This is a genomic window from Streptomyces nogalater (assembly GCF_039532885.1).
Classification (GTDB): Bacteria; Actinomycetota; Actinomycetes; order Streptomycetales; family Streptomycetaceae; genus Streptomyces; species Streptomyces nogalater.
In genome coordinates this window covers 93,228-108,784 of record NZ_BAAASM010000028.1, presented here as the reverse complement: position 1 = coordinate 108,784, position 15,557 = coordinate 93,228, and the positions used below count along the sequence as shown (strand labels likewise).

The window sequence follows — 15,557 nt, the reverse complement described above, 5'->3', positions numbered from 1 at the left end:
CCGGTCAGGCCCGCAGCGCGCCCATCCGGCCCTCCAGGCGGCCGAGCAACTCGGCGAGCAGCCCGGCCAGTTCGCCCTGGTCCCCGGGGGGCAGGACGGACAGTACGGCCGTCTCGTAGGCGAGCTGGTCGGGCAGGATGCCGTCGACCAGGCCGCGGCCGGCGTCGGTGAGCCGGACGTGGGCCACCCGCCGGTCGCGGGTGTCGCCGCGCCGTTCGACCAGGCCGCGCTCGGTCAGCTGCTTGAGCCGCTTGGTGACGGCGGCCCCGGAGGAGAAGGTCTCCCGGGCCAGCTCCCCCGGGGTCAGTTCGTGGCCGGTGCGGCGCAGCGCGCCGAGCAGGTCGAACTCGGCGCGGCTCAGGCCGGCCCGGCGCAGCGGGGCGTCCTCCGCCTGCTGGAGCAGGGCCGCACAGCGGTTGATCCGGCCGATGATCTCCATCGGCCCGGTGTCCAGCTCGGGGTGGACGGCCTGCCACTGGCGGACGACGGCGGAGACGGTGTCGCCGCGCGCGGGTCCGGGGCCGGCCCCGGGCCGGTCTCCGGTCGCGTCGCTTGCGGGCATCGGTCCGCCGTTCGTCGCCGTCATGGCCGTATGTCCTCCGTCGTCCTGCCGCTGTCCTGGCTGTCCTGGTCCCGGTCGCCGTCGGGCGTCCGGCCCGGGTCCGCGTCCCGGTCCCGCGGCACGAGCCCCTGGCGCCGTACCGTCGCCGCGAGCGTACGGTGTCCGGCCTGCTCGGTGAGCACGACCCGCTCCTCGGGCAGGGCCCGCTGCCACCACTCGCCGGCGGCGGCGTCGGCCGTGGCGCGCAGTTCGACCAGGGCGGCGGCCAGGGTGCGGCGGGCGGACTCCAGGGCACGGGGCTCCGGGTGCGGCTCGGCGAGCAGACGGGCGGCGTGCTCGCGGGCGCGCTCGGCGGCGGTCAGCGCGTGGTCCAGGCGGGCGCCGGCGCGCCGGTTGGTGACGGCGACGGCGGCGGCGAAGCCGACCAGTGCGCCGATGAGGGTGTCCACGACCCGGTCGGTGATCAGGTCGGCCGCGTCCTGACTGCGCGCGAACTCGGTGATGAGCAGCGCCATCGGGGTGACGCAGACGCTGCCCAGCCAGTAGTTGCGGCCGATCAGCGCCTCGGCGCCGAAGTTGAGGGCCAGCGAGACCAGCACCAGGGCGGCGGGGTGCAGGTGGGGCAACGGGGCGAGGGCGGCGAAGACGAGGACGCCGACCAGGTTGCCGACGACTCGCTGGACGGCCCGGCTCCAGGTGAGGGTGACGTTGGCCTGGTAGAGGGACGCGGCGGTGACCAGCGCCCAGTAGGGGCGGCCGACGCCGAGGGCGAGGGCGGCGTACCCGGCGAGGGCGCAGCCGAGCGCGGTGCGTACGGCCAGCGGGGCGAGGGGCGCGACGCGGTGCCGGAGCGAGCGGGGCAGCAGGGACTGTTCGACGGCGACGCCGAGCAGTTCGTCGGCGGACGCCCCCGTCGGCGCGACGCGCGGGATGCGGCCGGTGCCGCGCAGGGCGCGGGCCCAGCCGCGCAGCCGCTCGGGGTCGGTGTCGGCGGGCGCGGCGAGGGCGACCTCGGCGCGGACCAGGAGGTGTTCGAGGGCGCGCCGGGTGGTGTCGGGACGGGCCCCGGCGGCGAGCAGCGACTGCCAGGCGGCGTGGATCGCGGCGGCGCAGGCGGCGCGGGCCCGGGCGTGGCCGTCGCCGGTGCCGCGGGTGCCGGCGTACGCGGCGGCGGCGTTCAGGGCCTGGGCGGTGGCCCGGCGCTCGGGGCCGTGCGGGCGCAGCAGCCCGGGTGCCATGCAGACCAGCCAGGCCCAGGCACCGGCGGCCAGGGCCAGCCCGATGTGCCCCGGCAGCCGGCCGAGGGTCTGCGGGGCGAAGAGCGAGGCGGAGCTGATGAAGGTGAGGACCACGTTGCCGGGCGGTCCGACCCGGGTGGCGTCGCAGACCGTCTTCTGGACGGCCGCGAGGGCGGCGCCGACGGTGACGAGGACCACGGGGTCGGTGGTCAGCGCCGAGGCGAGCAGGGCCACGGCAAGGCCGCCGACCATGCCGAGCACCACCAGGGCCAGCGTGCGGGCGCGGGCGGCGTAGGGCCGGTTGTGGCCGTAGAGCGCGCACAGCGAACCCGCCATCGTGTACATGGCGAGGTCGAGCCGGCCGAGTGCGAGAAGCGTCAGGTTGGGCGGGGCGACCGCGATGACCACGCTCAGCGCGGGCTTGAACCAGATATCGGAGGGGCGGCCGAGGCGGAGCGCTCCGGCGAGGGGAAGACGGTGGGGGGTCGCACTGCTCATATCGTCAAAGTTAACACGTGTTTTACTCGTAAAATAATGGCGCGGCCAGGGCGTGACGGCGCGTGCTCCCCCGGATGCTCCCCGCGCACCCCCTTGCGCTCGCGTGTGCTCCGCCGCCGCGGGGCATGGCGTCCCTGGAAAGCGGGTCCGGAGCCTTTCCGGAGCGACCGTCGAGCGGGAGGTGCGCATGCACGGACCGGTGTCGACCGCCTGGCTGCTGGTGGCGCTGTGCGCGATGACCGGGACCTACTGCCTGCTGCGGATGCGCAGCGCCGTGACGGAGCAGCGCCGGGCCGCGGGCGGCGAGGCGCTGATGGGCTTCGGCATGGCCGCGATGGCCGTACCGGCGGCGGTGTTCACGCCGCCGGGGTGGGCGTGGCCGGTGTACGCGGCCGTGTTCGGCGCGGCGGCGCTGCGCGCGCTGTGGGCCGTGCGCGGCGGCCTCGGTCATCTCCACCACCTGGTGGGCAGCGCGGCGATGGTCTACATGGCGATGGCGATGGCCGGGGCCCCGCCCGCCGCCCACCACGGGCACGGCGGCACCGGCACACCCCTGCTGACCGGCGCCCTGCTGCTCTACTTCACCGGCTATGTACTGCTCTCCGGCGCCCGGCTGGTGCCCGCCGCCGCTCCCCTGGCCGCCCCCGCGCCGGACCGCTGGGGCGACCGCCCGGAACTGGCCCGGGCGTGCCGGCTGTCGATGGGGATGGGCATGGTGGCGATGCTGCTGACGATGTGAGGACGGCGGCGGCGCTGGCGATGTGAGGACGGCGGGGCCGGCGGCGAGGTGAGGACGGCAGGGCCGGCGGGCCGGCCGCCCCTGGTGCCCGGAGGTGCGGGCGCCGAGGTGCGGCTCGCGCCCCCCCGCCCGCAAGCCTCCGTCCGTCTCCGGTCATGCCTCCGGTCATGCCGGACTTGGCCGCGGCCGCCGTATCCACAAAGATCGCGGCATGCGCGATCGCCCCACCACTCCCCCGCCGCAGCCACCGCCCTCCTCCGGCGCCCCGCCACCGGAGGCCTCCGGCTCCCCGCCATCGCACCGCACGGCCGCCCGGGCCGCCGTGGCGCTCGGGGCCTGTTCGGTCCTGCTGCTCGTCCTGGTCGCGGTGCGCTGGCACCCGCTGGTCACGCTGGACGGCGACATCGCCCGCACCGCCCACCGCTGGGCGGTGCGCGACCGGGCGCTGACGCAGGCGTGCCGGGTGCTGACGGACTGGGTGTGGGACCCGCTGACCATGCGCCTGGTGTGCGCGGCGGCGGCCGGGTGGCTGGTCTGGCGCCGCGCGGCCTGGTGGACCGCGCTGTGGCTGGCGGTCGCCGTCGCGCTGGCGGCGATCGTGCAGCAGTCGGTGAAGGCGGCTGTCGGCCGCCCCCGCCCGGTCTGGCCGGACCCCGTCGACTCCGCCCACTACGCGGCCTTCCCGTCCGGTCACGCGCTGACCGCGACCGTGGTCTGCGGCCTGCTGCTGTGGCTGCTGCGCCGCCGTGGCGCGGGCCGCGCGCTGTGGCGTACGGCGGTGGCGGCGGCGGTCGTCTCGGTGGCCGGAGTGGGCGTCACCCGGGTCTGGCTGGGCGTCCACTGGGCCTCGGACGTGCTCGGCGGGTGGCTGTTCGGCGCGCTGCTGGTGGCGCTGGCGGTGCTGGTGTACGAGTGGCCGCGGCACCGACGGGGGACCCCGGCGGGCCGGCGCGGGTAAAGTCGCGCGCGTGACCGCCGTGTTGTTCGATTTCTCAGGGACGCTGTTCCGCGTCGAGTCCACCGAGTCCTGGCTGCGCGCGGTACTGACCCAGACCGGACACGCCCTTCCCGAGGCCGAAGTGGCCCGACTGGCAGGGGCGTTGGAGGAGGCCGGCGCTCTGCCGGGGGGCGCGGCGCCGGCGGAGGTGCCGGCGGACCTGGCCGGCACCTGGGCGGTCCGGGACGAGAGCGCGGCACTGCACCGGGCCGCGTACACGGGACTGTCCCGCCGGGTGCCGCTGCCGGATCCCGCCCTGCACGACGCCCTGTACCAGCGGCACATGACACCGGCCGCCTGGACCCCGTACCCGGACGCTCCCGAGGTGCTGCGCGCCCTGCGCGAGCGCGGGATCGGCGTCGGCGTGGTCAGCAACATCGGCTGGGATCCGCGCCCGGTGTTCCGCGCGCACGGGCTCGACCGTTACGTGGACACCTATGCGCTGTCGTACGAACACGGCGTACAGAAGCCCGATCCGCGGCTGTTCTCGGTCGCCTGCGAGGCGCTCGGGGCGGATCCGCGGCGGGTGGTGATGGTCGGTGACAGCAGGGCGGCGGACGGCGGCGCCGCCGCGCTCGGTTGCCGGGTCCACTTCGTGGACCATCTGCCGGTCTCCGAGCGCCCGGACGCACTGCTGCCGGTACTGGACCTGGTGATCTGAGCGCGCGCGCCGGATGTCTGGCGCCCGTGCCGTCCGTCTGAGACGATCCCCCGCGTCGCCCCAGACGGACGGCTGTTCCGGGCAGCCCCAAGCACACGGGTGCCCCGATGCGTTGAGTATAGTTGGCTGGCAGCCAGTCAACGCAGGAGTTACAGGATGTCCCCGCGCAGCGCTTCGGTCAATGAAGAATTGCGGCGGCGTTCCAGGGAACGGCTGTTGCAGGCCGCCGTCGAACTGGTGGGCGAGCGCGGGTTCGACGCCACGACACTGGGCGACATCGCCGACCGGGCCGGTTCGGCACGCGGACTGGTGTCGTACTACTTCCCCGGCAAGCGCCAGTTGGTGCAGTCCGCCGTCCACCGGCTGATGCACCGCACACTGGAGGAGGCGCTGGAACGGGAGCCGCGCACCGAGGACGGCCGGGAGCGGCTGGCCCGGGCCATCGACGCGATCCTGGGCCTCGCCCGGGACCGGCCGGTGCTGATGCGGCAGCACATGGCGGGCCTGCTCCAGGCCGAGGGCTTCGTGCAGTGCCCGGAGCAGCGCCGGCTGGCGGAGCTGCTCGGCGAGACCGTGGCCCGCTACGGTTCGCAGACGGTCTCGGCCGACTACCCGTTGCTGCGGGCGTTGTTGATGGGCGCGGTGTACGCGGCGCTGGTGCCGGGCGTGCCGATGCCCGTACCGGCGCTGCGGGCCGAGCTGTTCCAACGGTACGGGCTGGACTGGGAGATGGGCCTTCCCCCGGAGAGCGCGCCGGACGCGGGGGCGGGGGACGAGGACCTGTCCCGGTTCTTCGCGACGGGGGAACGGCCGGAACGGCCGGAACGGCGGGAGCGGGCCTGAGCGCACCGGCGGCCTTCGAGAGGACCGGCGCTCTATGACGGGGACGGCGGTCCCTGGCGGGAAGTGGTCCCTGGCGGGGCGGTGGTCGTTCTCAGGCGAGCCGGGGCAAGCGGGCACGCGGTGTAGTCACACGATCACGCCTCCTGACGAGCGCGTACGCGTCCGGATCACTCCAGCGGCCCTGCCCACCAGGGCCCCGCGGTGCCATGCTGGAAGCGTCCACGCGCCCCTCCTGCGGGCAAGGAGTACCGCTGTGCTGCGTGTCGCCGTCGTCGGATCCGGGCCGAGCGGGTGTTACACCGCCCAGAGCCTGGTCCAGCGTGATCCGGGAATCCTGGTGGACGTCCTGGACCGGCTGCCGTGCCCCTACGGCCTGGTCCGCTACGGCGTCGCACCCGACCACGAGAAGATCAAGTCCCTCCAGGGCAGCCTGCGGACGGTGCTGGAGCACGAGCGGGTGCGGTTCCTCGGCGGGGTGCGCGTGGGCGACCCCGGCGGCCTGCCGGTGGCGCGGCTGAGGGAGCTGTACGACGCGGTGGTGTACTGCGTGGGCGCCGCCGCCGACCGGCGGCTGGGGATCCCCGGCGAGGATCTGCCGGGCAGCTTCTCGGCGACCGAGTTCGTCTCCTGGTACAGCGCGCATCCGGACGCGGCCGGCGCGGACTTCCTGCGCGGGGTGCGGTCGGCGGTGGTGGTCGGGGTGGGCAATGTCGCGGTGGACGTCGCCCGGATGCTGGTCCGGGGCGCGGCGGAGCTGCGCGGCACGGACATGCCGCAGGCCGCGCTGGACGCGCTGGCGGCGAGCGGGCTCACCGAGGTGCACATGGTGGGCCGGCGCGGCCCGGCACAGGCCCGCTTCACCACCAAGGAACTGCGCGAGCTGGGCGGGCTGCCCGGCACCGAGGTGACCGTGGACAAGGGCGACCTGGCCCTCGACCCGGCCGACCCCGGCGCGCTGCCGGCCGGACAGCGCCGCAATGTGGAGGTGCTGCGCGACTGGGCGGCACGGCCCGTCGGGACGGCCGGCCGGCGGATCCGGCTGCGGTTCTTCCTGCGCCCGGTGGAACTGCTCGAAGCCGACGGCCGGGTGGGTGCCGTCCGCTTCGAGCGCACGGCACCGGACGACCGGGGCGGCGTGCGGGGCACGGGCCGGTACGAGGACGTGCCCGCGCAGTTGGTGCTGCGCTCGGTGGGCTATCGCGGAGTGCCCCTGGAGGGCCTGCCGTTCGACGCCGTGAGCGGCACGGTCCCGCACCACGAGGGACGCGTCCTGCGCGACGGCGTGCCCTCGCCGGGCGAGTACGTCGCGGGGTGGATCAAGCGCGGCCCGACCGGGGTCATCGGCACCAACCGGCCCTGTGCCAAGGAGACGGTGACCTCGTTGCTCGCGGACGCCCCCGCCCTCGCCCGCGCGGACATGCCGGCGGATCCGGTCACCGCGCTGCGGGCGGCCGGCGTCGAGCCCGTGCCCTGGGACGGCTGGCTGGCGATCGAGCGGGCCGAGGCCGAGCTGGGGGCGCGGCTGGGCCGGAGCGTGGTCAAGCTGGCCGACTGGGACGCGCTGCTCGCGGCGGCCCGGGTGCCTTAGGCGTCGTACGTCGTAGCGGAGCGGGCGTGCCCGGGAGGCGGGACACACAGCGGCAACAGGCCTGAAATCAACAAACTGTTCAAGACACTTACGGTCTCCTCCTGTCCGGCTGTGCGGATGTCCGGCTGCCCGGCTGCCCGGCTGTGCCGATGTCCGGCTGTCGGGCTGTTTCGATCCCACCCCTGTCCGCCGCAGATGGAGACCTCATGGCCACGACCGCAGACGTGCACCCCGTCGACGAAGTTCCCCCCGCCCGGCAACTGGCCGCCTTCGGACTCCAGCATGTGCTCGCGATGTACGCGGGCGCCGTCGCGGTGCCGTTGATCGTGGGCGGCGCGATGCGGCTGTCACCCGCCGACCTGGCGTATCTGATCACCGCGGACCTGCTGGTGTGCGGGGTCGCCACGCTGATCCAGTGCGTCGGCTTCCGGTGGTTCGGGGTGCGGCTGCCGGTCATGCAGGGATGCACCTTCGCGGCCGTGTCGCCGATGGTGCTCATCGGGACGACGGACGGCGGGCTGCCCGCGATCTACGGCTCCGTCATCGTCGCCGGGCTGGCGATCGTACTGCTGGCGCCGGTCTTCGGCAGGCTGCTGCGCTTCTTCCCGCCGTTGGTGACCGGCACGGTGATCCTGGTCATCGGCGTCTCACTGCTGCCGGTCGCGGGCAACTGGGCGGCGGGCGGCGCCGGTTCGGCGGACTTCGGCGAGCCGCGGAATCTGGCGCTGGCGGGCTTCGTGCTGGCCGTGGTGCTCGGCGTGCAGCGGTTCGCGCCCGCCTCCCTGTCCCGGATCGCCGTGCTCGTCGGCATCGCGGCCGGGCTCGCGGTCGCCGTGCCGCTGGGGTTCACCGACTTCGGCGGGGTCGCCGACGCCGACTGGGTCGGCATCAGCACGCCGTTCCACTTCGGGGCGCCCGAGTTCCGGGTCTCCGCCATCGCGTCCATGCTGGTGGTGGCCCTGGTGTCGATGACCGAGACCGCGGGTGACCTGATCGCCGTCGGCGAGCTGACCGGGCGGAGGGCCGAGCCGCGCACACTGGCCGACGGGCTGCGCGCGGACGGTCTGTCGACCGTGCTGGGCGGGGTGTTCAACACCTTCCCGTACACGGCGTACGCGCAGAACGTGGGCCTGGTCGGCATGACCCGGGTGCGCAGCCGCTGGGTGGTCGCGGCGGCCGGCGGCATCCTGGTGCTGCTCGGTCTGCTGCCCAAGCTGGGCGCGGTGGTAGCGGCGATCCCGGCGCCCGTGCTCGGCGGGGCCGGGCTGGTGATGTTCGGGACGGTGGCGGCGAGCGGGCTGCGGACGCTGAGCAGGGTCGACTTCCGGGGCAACGGCAACCTGACCGTGGTGGCCGTCTCGGTGGCGATCGGCACGCTGCCGGTGGGCGTGCCGACGCTGTACGCGAAGTTCCCCGACTGGTTCCAGACGGTGATGAACAGCGGCATCAGCGCGGGCTGCCTGTCCGCGATCGTACTGAACCTGCTCTTCAACCACCTTCCGGGGAAGGCCGGTTCAGCCGCCGACCGGGGTCCGGCCGGTGTCGCCGAGCCGGGCGGCCTGCCGGTCGGCCGCGGCGAGGAGGCTGTCGAGCAGCCCCGGGAAAAGGCTGTCTAGATCGTCCCGGCGCAGCCCGTTCATCTTGGCCGTGCCCCGGTAGACCTGCCGGACGACCCCGCTCTCCCGCAGCACCCGGAAGTGGTGCGTGGTGGTGGACTTGGTCACCGGCAAGTCGAACTGCGAACAGGTCAACTCCGCTTCCTTCGCGGCCAGTTCGCGCACGATCTGCAAGCGCATCGGGTCCGACAGCGCGTGCAGCACGGACTCCAGCCGGATGTCCGCACGGTCCGGGTGCGTCAGCGCGCGGCCGGTGGCGGCTGTCTCGGTCACGGCGTCCGCCCTTCGTCGCGGGACTTCTTCGATGGCCATCGTACGAGATCCCCCATGGTGTGACACCCATCTAGTTTGACACTCATCTAGTTTGACACTCATCGTAGTTTCATGTTCCTCGTAGTACGATGAGTATCGTACGAGAGCACAAGCCGTCCGCGACGAAATGGAGTCCGTCATGTCCGCGCTCTTCGAGCCCCTCACCCTGCGCGAAGTGACCATCCCGAACCGGGTGTGGATGGCGCCGATGTGCCAGTACTCGGCCGAGCCGGCGGGTCCGCTCGCGGGCGTACCGCACGACTGGCACTTCGCGCACTACGCGGCGCGGGCGGCCGGCGGCACCGGGCTGATCGTGACGGAGGCCACCGCGGTCGCCCCCGAGGGCCGGATCTCCCCGTACGACCTCGGACTGTGGAACGACACCCAGGTGGAGGCCTTCCGGCGGATCACCCGCTTCCTCGCCGAGCAGGGCACCGTACCGGCCGTCCAGCTCGGTCACGCTGGACGCAAAGCGTCGACCGAGCGGACCTGGAAGGGCGGCGGGCCCGTCGGACCGGAGGCGCACGGCTGGCAGCCGCTCGCCCCGAGCGCGGTGCCGTTCGACGCACACCACCCGGTGCCGACCGAACTGACGGTTGATCAGGTCCAGGAGGTCATCGGGCAGTTCGCCGCCGCCGCGCGCCGCGCGCTGGCCGCGGGCTTCGAGGCCGTGGAGATCCACGGCGCCCACGGCTACCTGGTCAACGAGTTCCTCTCCCCGCACTCCAACCACCGCACGGACGCCTACGGCGGCTCGTACGAGAACCGCACCCGGTTCGCCCTGGAGGTCGTGGACGCCGTCCGCGAGGTGTGGCCCGCGGAGAAGCCGGTGCTCTTCCGCATCTCCGCCACCGACTGGCTGGACGAGGGCGGCTGGACTCCGGACGACACGGTCCGCTTCGCCCGTGACCTGCTCGCCCACGGCGTGGACCTGCTCGACGTCTCCACCGGCGGGAACGCGAACGGCGTCAGCATCCCGACCGGGCCGGGCTACCAGGTGCCGTTCGCCGCCCGGGTGAAGGCCGAGACGCCGCTGCCGGTCGGCGCGGTCGGGCTGATCACCGACAGCGCGCAGGCGGCGAAGATCGTGGCGAACGGCGAGGCCGACGTGATCCTGCTCGGCCGCGAGCTGCTGCGCAACCCGTCCTGGGCCCGGCAGACCGCCCGCGAACTGGGTGCGGAGATCCGGGTGCCGATCCAGTACCACCGGTCGGTCTGAACCCGGTCCCGGTTCTGACGGCCGTACCCACTGGGCGGCCCGGCTCGGGGTCCGACGCCCGTACCCGCTGGGCGGACCGACTCCGGGACCGACGCCCGTACCCGCTGCCCGGTCCGGCTCCGGGTTCGAGGGGGCGTACCCGCTGGGCGGGCCGACTCCGACAGTCCGGCCCTGGATCCACCGGCCGTCACCTCGTCGGCAGCAGTCGTCCCACCGTCTGCTCCAGGCGTGGCAGGGTCCGCTGGCCCGCCAGGGCCAGGGCGATCGCGAGTACGACGCCGGCCCACGCGAACGGGCCGAGCGGGGTGCAGCCGAACGCGCGGCTGACGACCGGGGTCTGGACCACGGCGACGAGCGCCAGCGCGGAGCCCAGCACGGTCACCCGCACCAGCCGGCTGTCCCGCCGGTCGAGCAGGGTCTGCACCAGTTGGGTGCCGACCACCCCGCACAGGGCCATGGTGCTGGAGCGGCGGGCGGTGCCCGGGGTGAAGCGGCCGATCAGCCAGGCCGTGACCGCGCCCAGACAGGTGGTCAGCGCCCGGTGCCGGATCTGCCGCAGCAGGGGTGCGCCCAGCACCGCGGAGGCGTCCTCCGGCGACCCGCCCCGCGCCCGGACCGTGCCCTGCCCGACATGCCCGTCCTCCTTCTCCGTCACCGCCACGGCCATCGACGGGAAGAGGTCGGTGAACAGGTTGACCATCAGCATCTGCCGGGTCGACAGCGGCGCCCGCCCGGACAGCAGGGTCCCGATGATGCCGAAGCCGACCTCGCCCGCGTTGCCGCCGATGAGGATGGCGATGGCGTCGGCCACGCTGTGCCACAGGGCACGGCCCTCGCCGACCGCGTCGACCAGGACCGTCAGATCGTCGTCGGTGAGCACGATGTCCGCCGCGTTGCGGGCGGCGGCCGAGCCCCGGGCGCTGATGCCGACGCCGATGTCCGCCGCGCGGATCGCCGCGGCGTCGTTGGCGCCGTCGCCAACCATGCCGACCACCCGGCCGGCGTCCCGCAGCGCCTCCACGACCTGGAGCTTCTGTTCGGGCGCCACCCGGGCCACCACGCCCGCGTCGCGCAGCATCCGGGCCCGGGCCGCGCGGTCGGCGGCGGCCAGCTCGTCGCCGGTGACCACCACGGTGTCCGCGGGCCAGCCCAGGTCGGCGGCGATGGCCCGCGCGGTCTGCGGATGGTCGCCGGTGAGCATCACCGGTCGTACGCCCGCCCCGTGGAGCGCGCTCACCAATGCCGTGGAGGTCTCGCGCGGTACGTCGGACAGCGCCAGCAGGCCGATGAACTCCAGGTTCTCCAGCGGCCGTTCGAGGGCCTCGTCCTCCTGCTCGGCCGCGTCGAGCCGCCGCTGGGCCACCGCGAGCACCCGCAGGCCGTCCCCGGCCAGCGCGTGGGCGGTGTCGGAGGCGTGCTCCGGCAGCCCGGCGCAGGCGGGCAGGACGGTCTCCGGGGCGCCCTTGACCACCAGTACGGGCGGGCCGTCCCCGACCCGGCCGACGGCGGCGGCGTACCCGCGCGCGGCCTCGAACGGCAGGTCGGCGAGCTGCGACCAGACCGGGTCGGGCGGGGCCGCGGCGAGCACGGCCTCGTCGGTGGCGTGCACCGGCCGGCCGGAGCCGCCGTCCAGCTGCGGACAGGCCCGCGCGGCGGCCCGTACGGTGCTCTCGGCGCCGGCGTCGTCCACGGCGTGGACCTCGCCCTCGGTGTCCGCGGTGCGCACCAGACGCAGCCGGTTCTCGGTGAGCGTGCCGGTCTTGTCGAAGCAGATGGTGTCCATGCGGCCCAGCGCCTCCAGCGTGCGCGGGGTGCGCACCAGGACACCGCCCCGGCTCAGCCGGCGGGCCGCGGCCAGCTGGGCGACCGTCGCCACCAGCGGCAGCCCTTCCGGTACGGCGGCCACGGCCACCGACACCCCGCCGCTGACCGCCTCGCGGATCGCGGTGCCGCGCAGCAGCGCCAGGCCCGTCACCGCGGCACCGCCGCCCAGGGTCAGCGGCAGCGCCTTGCGGCTCAGCTCCTGGAGCCGGGCCTGCACTCCGCCGGCCGGGGGCGTGCGCGCGGCGAGGTGGACGGCGCGGGCGGCCTCGGTGCGGTCGCCGGTGTCGACCACGATGGCCCGGGCCTCCCCCGCCACCACCGTCGTCCCTTCGAAGACCATGCAGCGCCGGTCGGCCACGGCGGCGTGCGGGGTGGGGGCGGTCTGCTTCTCCACCGGCAGCGACTCGCCGGTGAGCGCGGACTCGTCCACCTCCAGGCCCTCCTGCCACAGCAGCCGGGCGTCGGCGGGCACCACGTCGTCCGTCTTGAGCTCGATGACCTGGCCGGGCCGCAGCCGGCCAGCCTCCACGGTGCGGGTGCCGCCGGCCGGGGCCTCGGACTGCGGCGGCACCAGGCGGGCCTTCTGCTTCTGTTCGGCGACGAGTCCGGACAGCGCCCGTTCGGCCCGCAGCCGCTGGAGGCCGCCGACCAGGGCGTTCAGATCGAGGGCGCCGACGACGAGCAGCGCGTCCACGACGGAGCCGAGGATCGCGGAGGCCGCCGAGCCGACGGCCAGCACGGGGGTGAGCGGGTCCTGGAGTTCGCTGCGGACGGCCCGGCCGAGCCGGTAGGTCCAGCGGACGGGCGCGGCGGCCGGATGCGCGACGACACCCTTGGCCGCCTTGCGCACCCGGGTGGTCAGCGCGGCGGACCCGGTGTCGGCGGCCGGTTCCCGGGCCAGCCGGTCCCGGGCCTCGTCCGCGTCCAGCTCGTGCCAGTGCACCCGGGGTCGCGGGTGCGGGGCGCGGGCCGCCGCCACGCCGAGCGCGGCGCGCACCCCGGACAGCAGCGCGGAGGCGGCGCTCGCGTCGACCGGCGCGTGCCGCAGCCCCGGCAGCAGGGACCGGCGGCCCCGCCCGCGGCCGGACTCGCCGACGGCGACGAGCAGCCCGGACAGCGCGGCGCCGGAACGGGCCAGTGTCTGGGCGCGGCGGCCGACCCGGCGGGCGGCCGGGATCGCGGTCAGGACCCGCCAGACGTCGGGCAGGCCGTGCAGCGCGAGCAGGTCCGCGCCCCAGACGATCGCGCCGTCCCGGTCGGTCAGGGCGAGGGCGATGTCGGCGGCGCGCAGGGCGGCCAGGACGTCGTGCTCGCCTGCCGCGCGCACCCGCGCGACGACCAGGACGGCGCCCTCCTCGCCGCGCGCCTCGTACACCACGTCGTCCAGCGGCCGGCGGGGGTCGACGACCTGGTCGGCGAGGCCGGTGAAGTCCTCCAGGGCCGGGTCGTCCACGAGTACGACCCGCAGTCCGGCCCGGCGGGCGGCGTCCAGCACCGGTTCGGCCCACGGGTCGGGCTCGCCGTCCTCGGTGCGCAGCGCGCCCGGGTGGAACACGACGGTGCCGGCCATCTCCAGCTGGCGCAGCCTTTCCGGGGCGCGGACCAGTACGCCGGCGCGGGCCAGCGCGCCGGAGAGTACGGCGTGGAAGGCGGCCGGGCCGTAGCGGGCGGCCTTCGGGGAACCGGCCAGCACCGCCTCCGCCGCCTCGGCGGCGTCGTGCTTGACCAGCAGGGTGGCCGCCGCGCCCAGCACACTGCCCGTGGAGGCGTGGGTGGCGTACTCCTGGGCCGGGGAGACGTGCAGCGGAGGGCGGGGCGGGCCGCCCGGGGCGAGGCTGACCCGCTGCGGAGCGCACAGCTGGTCGTGCAGCGCGTCGAAGGCGGCCGAGCGGGCCACCGTCTCGGCCACCTGGCAGGCGCGCAGGGCGCCGTCGAGCACCAGCGAGGTGGGGCTCTGCCCGGCGCCGTGCACGGCCGCGTTGGCACAGGCCAGCGCGAGGTCCATCCGGTCGTCGCCGAGCCGGGTGCGCAGCCAGGCACGGAAGCGCGGGTTCTCCCGCAGCAGGGTCACGACGGCGGTCACCATCCGGGGGGAGGGCGGCAGCCGCAGGCTGTAGGCGGTCAGGGCCACGGCGATGCCGACGGCGTCGGCGGCGAGCGTGGCCGCGGCGGCGCGCACCCCGGCCGGGTCGGCCGGGTGCGTGGTCTCGGCGACGTCCCCGCCGGCCAGCGCCAGGCCGTGCCGTTCGGCCAGGTCCGCCGCGTGGGCCAGGACCCGGTCGGCGGCCTGCTCGCCGGTCGCGGTCACCACCAGGCGGGCGAGCCCCTGGTCCCAGTAGGCGACCAGCACCTCGGGATGCTCCTCCAGCGCCTGGGCGACCCGGCGCGCCAGCTGCGCGGTGCCGCCCGCGCGCCGCGCCTGGTCCCGCTCCAGAGGGCGTACGGCGAGGTGGGCGCGGGCGCCGGAGCGCCAGTGGGTACCGGCGCCGGGGAGCGCGTTGCGGGCCACCCGAACGACCCGTGCGGCGGTGTCCGCGCCGCGCACACCGGCGCGCGCGGTGCTCGCGGCGGCACCGGCGGCCATGCCGACCGCCGGTGCCGCCGCCCGCGCGAGCAGGCGTGGTGCCGCGGGCAGCAGCCGTGCGGCGGCCGTCGGCGCCGTCAGCAGTCCGGCCACCATGACCTCCTAGAGCGCGGTGCGGTCGGGCCGGGCGGTCGGCCCGAGGGGGCCGGAGGACGTCCTGGTCCCGGACGTCCCGGCGCCGTGGTCCGGTGTGGGCGGCCCGGCCGCCTCGGCGTGGCCGGCTCCCTTGGCGCGCCCCGGGGCCCGCCCGGCCGCCGAGGTTCCGCTGCCGCCGGGCGCGCCCTCGACCGCCCGGCCGTGTCCGGCGCCGGACCTGAGGGCCGCGGTGCCGAGGTCGTGCGCGGGCTCCGGGCGCTGGCCGGCGGTCTCCCCCGGACGGTCGGGCCGGGGCTGGGTGAGCCAGGCCACCGCCGCGCCGGTGAGCGCCACGGGCCACTCCACCACGCCGGCCACGCCGAGCACGCCGGCGCCCGTGTAGACCGCGATGCGCCGGCCGCGGGGCGAGACCGCGCCGATCTTGTCGAGTGTCCCCTCGGCGGCCCTGCCCACCGTTGTGGCGCCGGGCACCCTGCGCAGGACCGAGGCGGCGCCGCGCAGGGGCGCCGTGAGGACCGACGACGACTTCTGCTCAGCCATGACTCTCCTCGGGGGTGAGATCGCCGTACGTGCGCCCACCGAGTGCCCGCGTCCGCGCTTGGTCATCCCCTCGTGCCCCGGGAAGCGCCCGCTGCTACCAGGGAACCTCTTGAGCCCGCGCGACGCCACCCTTTCCGCCCGCCGGTCTGCCCGGCGCGGGGGGGCGCTCCGGCGTCGGGTCGTCGTACGCGTGTGGCGCTCTCCGCGCCCTCCGCGCTCTCCGCCCTCTCCGCGCGGGGT

The 15,557-nt window shown here is 75.6% G+C and carries 12 protein-coding genes; 7 read left to right on the top strand and 5 right to left on the bottom strand.

What is annotated here, in order from left to right; all coding sequences use genetic code 11:
* Positions 1-4: 4 nt before the first annotated feature.
* Positions 5-586 carry a MarR family winged helix-turn-helix transcriptional regulator gene (locus tag ABD350_RS19280; RefSeq protein ID WP_344349403.1) on the bottom strand — a complete coding sequence of 194 codons (582 nt, stop codon included), beginning with the start codon at positions 584-586 and terminating at the stop codon, positions 5-7.
* Positions 583-2,298 carry an FUSC family protein gene (locus ABD350_RS19275; RefSeq protein ID WP_344349402.1) on the bottom strand — a complete coding sequence of 572 codons (1,716 nt, stop codon included), beginning with the start codon at positions 2,296-2,298 and terminating at the stop codon, positions 583-585. Before ABD350_RS19275 ends, ABD350_RS19280 begins: the two co-directional genes overlap by 4 nt.
* A 187-nt stretch (positions 2,299-2,485) precedes the next feature.
* On the opposite strand from ABD350_RS19275, the gene ABD350_RS19270 reads away from it, so the two are divergent.
* From ABD350_RS19270 to ABD350_RS19245, 6 genes are all read left to right on the top strand, one after another.
* Complete coding sequence (locus tag ABD350_RS19270; protein WP_344349401.1) at positions 2,486-3,037, top strand: DUF5134 domain-containing protein; 552 nt, start codon at positions 2,486-2,488, stop codon at positions 3,035-3,037.
* Between the two features lie 211 nt (positions 3,038-3,248).
* Entirely contained in the window at positions 3,249-3,995 is a 747-nt protein-coding gene (locus tag ABD350_RS19265) for a phosphatase PAP2 family protein (RefSeq protein WP_344349400.1), read from the top strand.
* Between the two features lie 10 nt (positions 3,996-4,005).
* Positions 4,006-4,695, top strand: coding sequence for an HAD family hydrolase (locus ABD350_RS19260; protein WP_344349398.1), 690 nt, complete (start codon positions 4,006-4,008; stop codon positions 4,693-4,695).
* A gap of 156 nt (positions 4,696-4,851) precedes the next feature.
* Entirely contained in the window at positions 4,852-5,538 is a 687-nt protein-coding gene (locus ABD350_RS19255; protein ID WP_344349397.1) for a TetR/AcrR family transcriptional regulator, read from the top strand.
* Positions 5,539-5,791: 253 nt separating this feature from the next.
* Complete coding sequence (locus ABD350_RS19250) at positions 5,792-7,126, top strand: FAD-dependent oxidoreductase (protein ID WP_344349396.1); 1,335 nt, start codon at positions 5,792-5,794, stop codon at positions 7,124-7,126.
* Positions 7,127-7,332: 206 nt separating this feature from the next.
* Positions 7,333-8,742, top strand: a complete 1,410-nt coding sequence (locus ABD350_RS19245) for a nucleobase:cation symporter-2 family protein (protein ID WP_344349395.1) — start codon at positions 7,333-7,335, stop codon at positions 8,740-8,742.
* On the opposite strand, the gene ABD350_RS19240 is transcribed toward ABD350_RS19245, so the two are convergent.
* Positions 8,641-9,054, bottom strand: a complete 414-nt coding sequence (locus tag ABD350_RS19240) for an ArsR/SmtB family transcription factor (protein ID WP_382467084.1) — start codon at positions 9,052-9,054, stop codon at positions 8,641-8,643. The genes ABD350_RS19245 and ABD350_RS19240 overlap by 102 nt on opposite strands.
* A gap of 139 nt (positions 9,055-9,193) precedes the next feature.
* On the opposite strand from ABD350_RS19240, the gene ABD350_RS19235 reads away from it, so the two are divergent.
* Positions 9,194-10,273 carry an NADH:flavin oxidoreductase/NADH oxidase gene (locus tag ABD350_RS19235; RefSeq protein WP_344349392.1) on the top strand — a complete coding sequence of 360 codons (1,080 nt, stop codon included), beginning with the start codon at positions 9,194-9,196 and terminating at the stop codon, positions 10,271-10,273.
* A gap of 187 nt (positions 10,274-10,460) precedes the next feature.
* Here the strand turns inward: ABD350_RS19235 and ABD350_RS19230 are convergent, their stop codons facing one another.
* Together ABD350_RS19230 and ABD350_RS19225 are read right to left on the bottom strand one after the other, a co-directional pair.
* Positions 10,461-14,777 carry a cation-translocating P-type ATPase gene (locus ABD350_RS19230; protein ID WP_344349391.1) on the bottom strand — a complete coding sequence of 1,439 codons (4,317 nt, stop codon included), beginning with the start codon at positions 14,775-14,777 and terminating at the stop codon, positions 10,461-10,463.
* A gap of 6 nt (positions 14,778-14,783) precedes the next feature.
* The gene (locus tag ABD350_RS19225) at positions 14,784-15,317 is read right to left on the bottom strand and encodes a hypothetical protein (RefSeq protein WP_344349390.1); all 534 of its coding nucleotides are present in this window, start codon (positions 15,315-15,317) and stop codon (positions 14,784-14,786) included.
* Positions 15,318-15,557 lie beyond the last annotated feature (240 nt).

What these genes read in the sequence shown, in the direction of transcription:
- ABD350_RS19280 (WP_344349403.1), bottom strand. Translation starts at nt 586, where the DNA reads ATGACGGCGACGAACGGCGGACCGATGCCCGCAAGCGACGCGACCGGA.
- ABD350_RS19275 (WP_344349402.1), bottom strand. Translation starts at nt 2,298, where the DNA reads ATGAGCAGTGCGACCCCCCACCGTCTTCCCCTCGCCGGAGCGCTCCGC.
- ABD350_RS19270 (WP_344349401.1), top strand. Translation starts at nt 2,486, where the DNA reads ATGCACGGACCGGTGTCGACCGCCTGGCTGCTGGTGGCGCTGTGCGCG.
- ABD350_RS19265 (WP_344349400.1), top strand. Translation starts at nt 3,249, where the DNA reads ATGCGCGATCGCCCCACCACTCCCCCGCCGCAGCCACCGCCCTCCTCC.
- ABD350_RS19255 (WP_344349397.1), top strand. Translation starts at nt 4,852, where the DNA reads ATGTCCCCGCGCAGCGCTTCGGTCAATGAAGAATTGCGGCGGCGTTCC.
- ABD350_RS19245 (WP_344349395.1), top strand. Translation starts at nt 7,333, where the DNA reads ATGGCCACGACCGCAGACGTGCACCCCGTCGACGAAGTTCCCCCCGCC.
- ABD350_RS19240 (WP_382467084.1), bottom strand. Translation starts at nt 9,054, where the DNA reads ATGGCCATCGAAGAAGTCCCGCGACGAAGGGCGGACGCCGTGACCGAG.
- ABD350_RS19235 (WP_344349392.1), top strand. Translation starts at nt 9,194, where the DNA reads ATGTCCGCGCTCTTCGAGCCCCTCACCCTGCGCGAAGTGACCATCCCG.
- ABD350_RS19230 (WP_344349391.1), bottom strand. Translation starts at nt 14,777, where the DNA reads ATGGTGGCCGGACTGCTGACGGCGCCGACGGCCGCCGCACGGCTGCTG.
- ABD350_RS19225 (WP_344349390.1), bottom strand. Translation starts at nt 15,317, where the DNA reads ATGGCTGAGCAGAAGTCGTCGTCGGTCCTCACGGCGCCCCTGCGCGGC.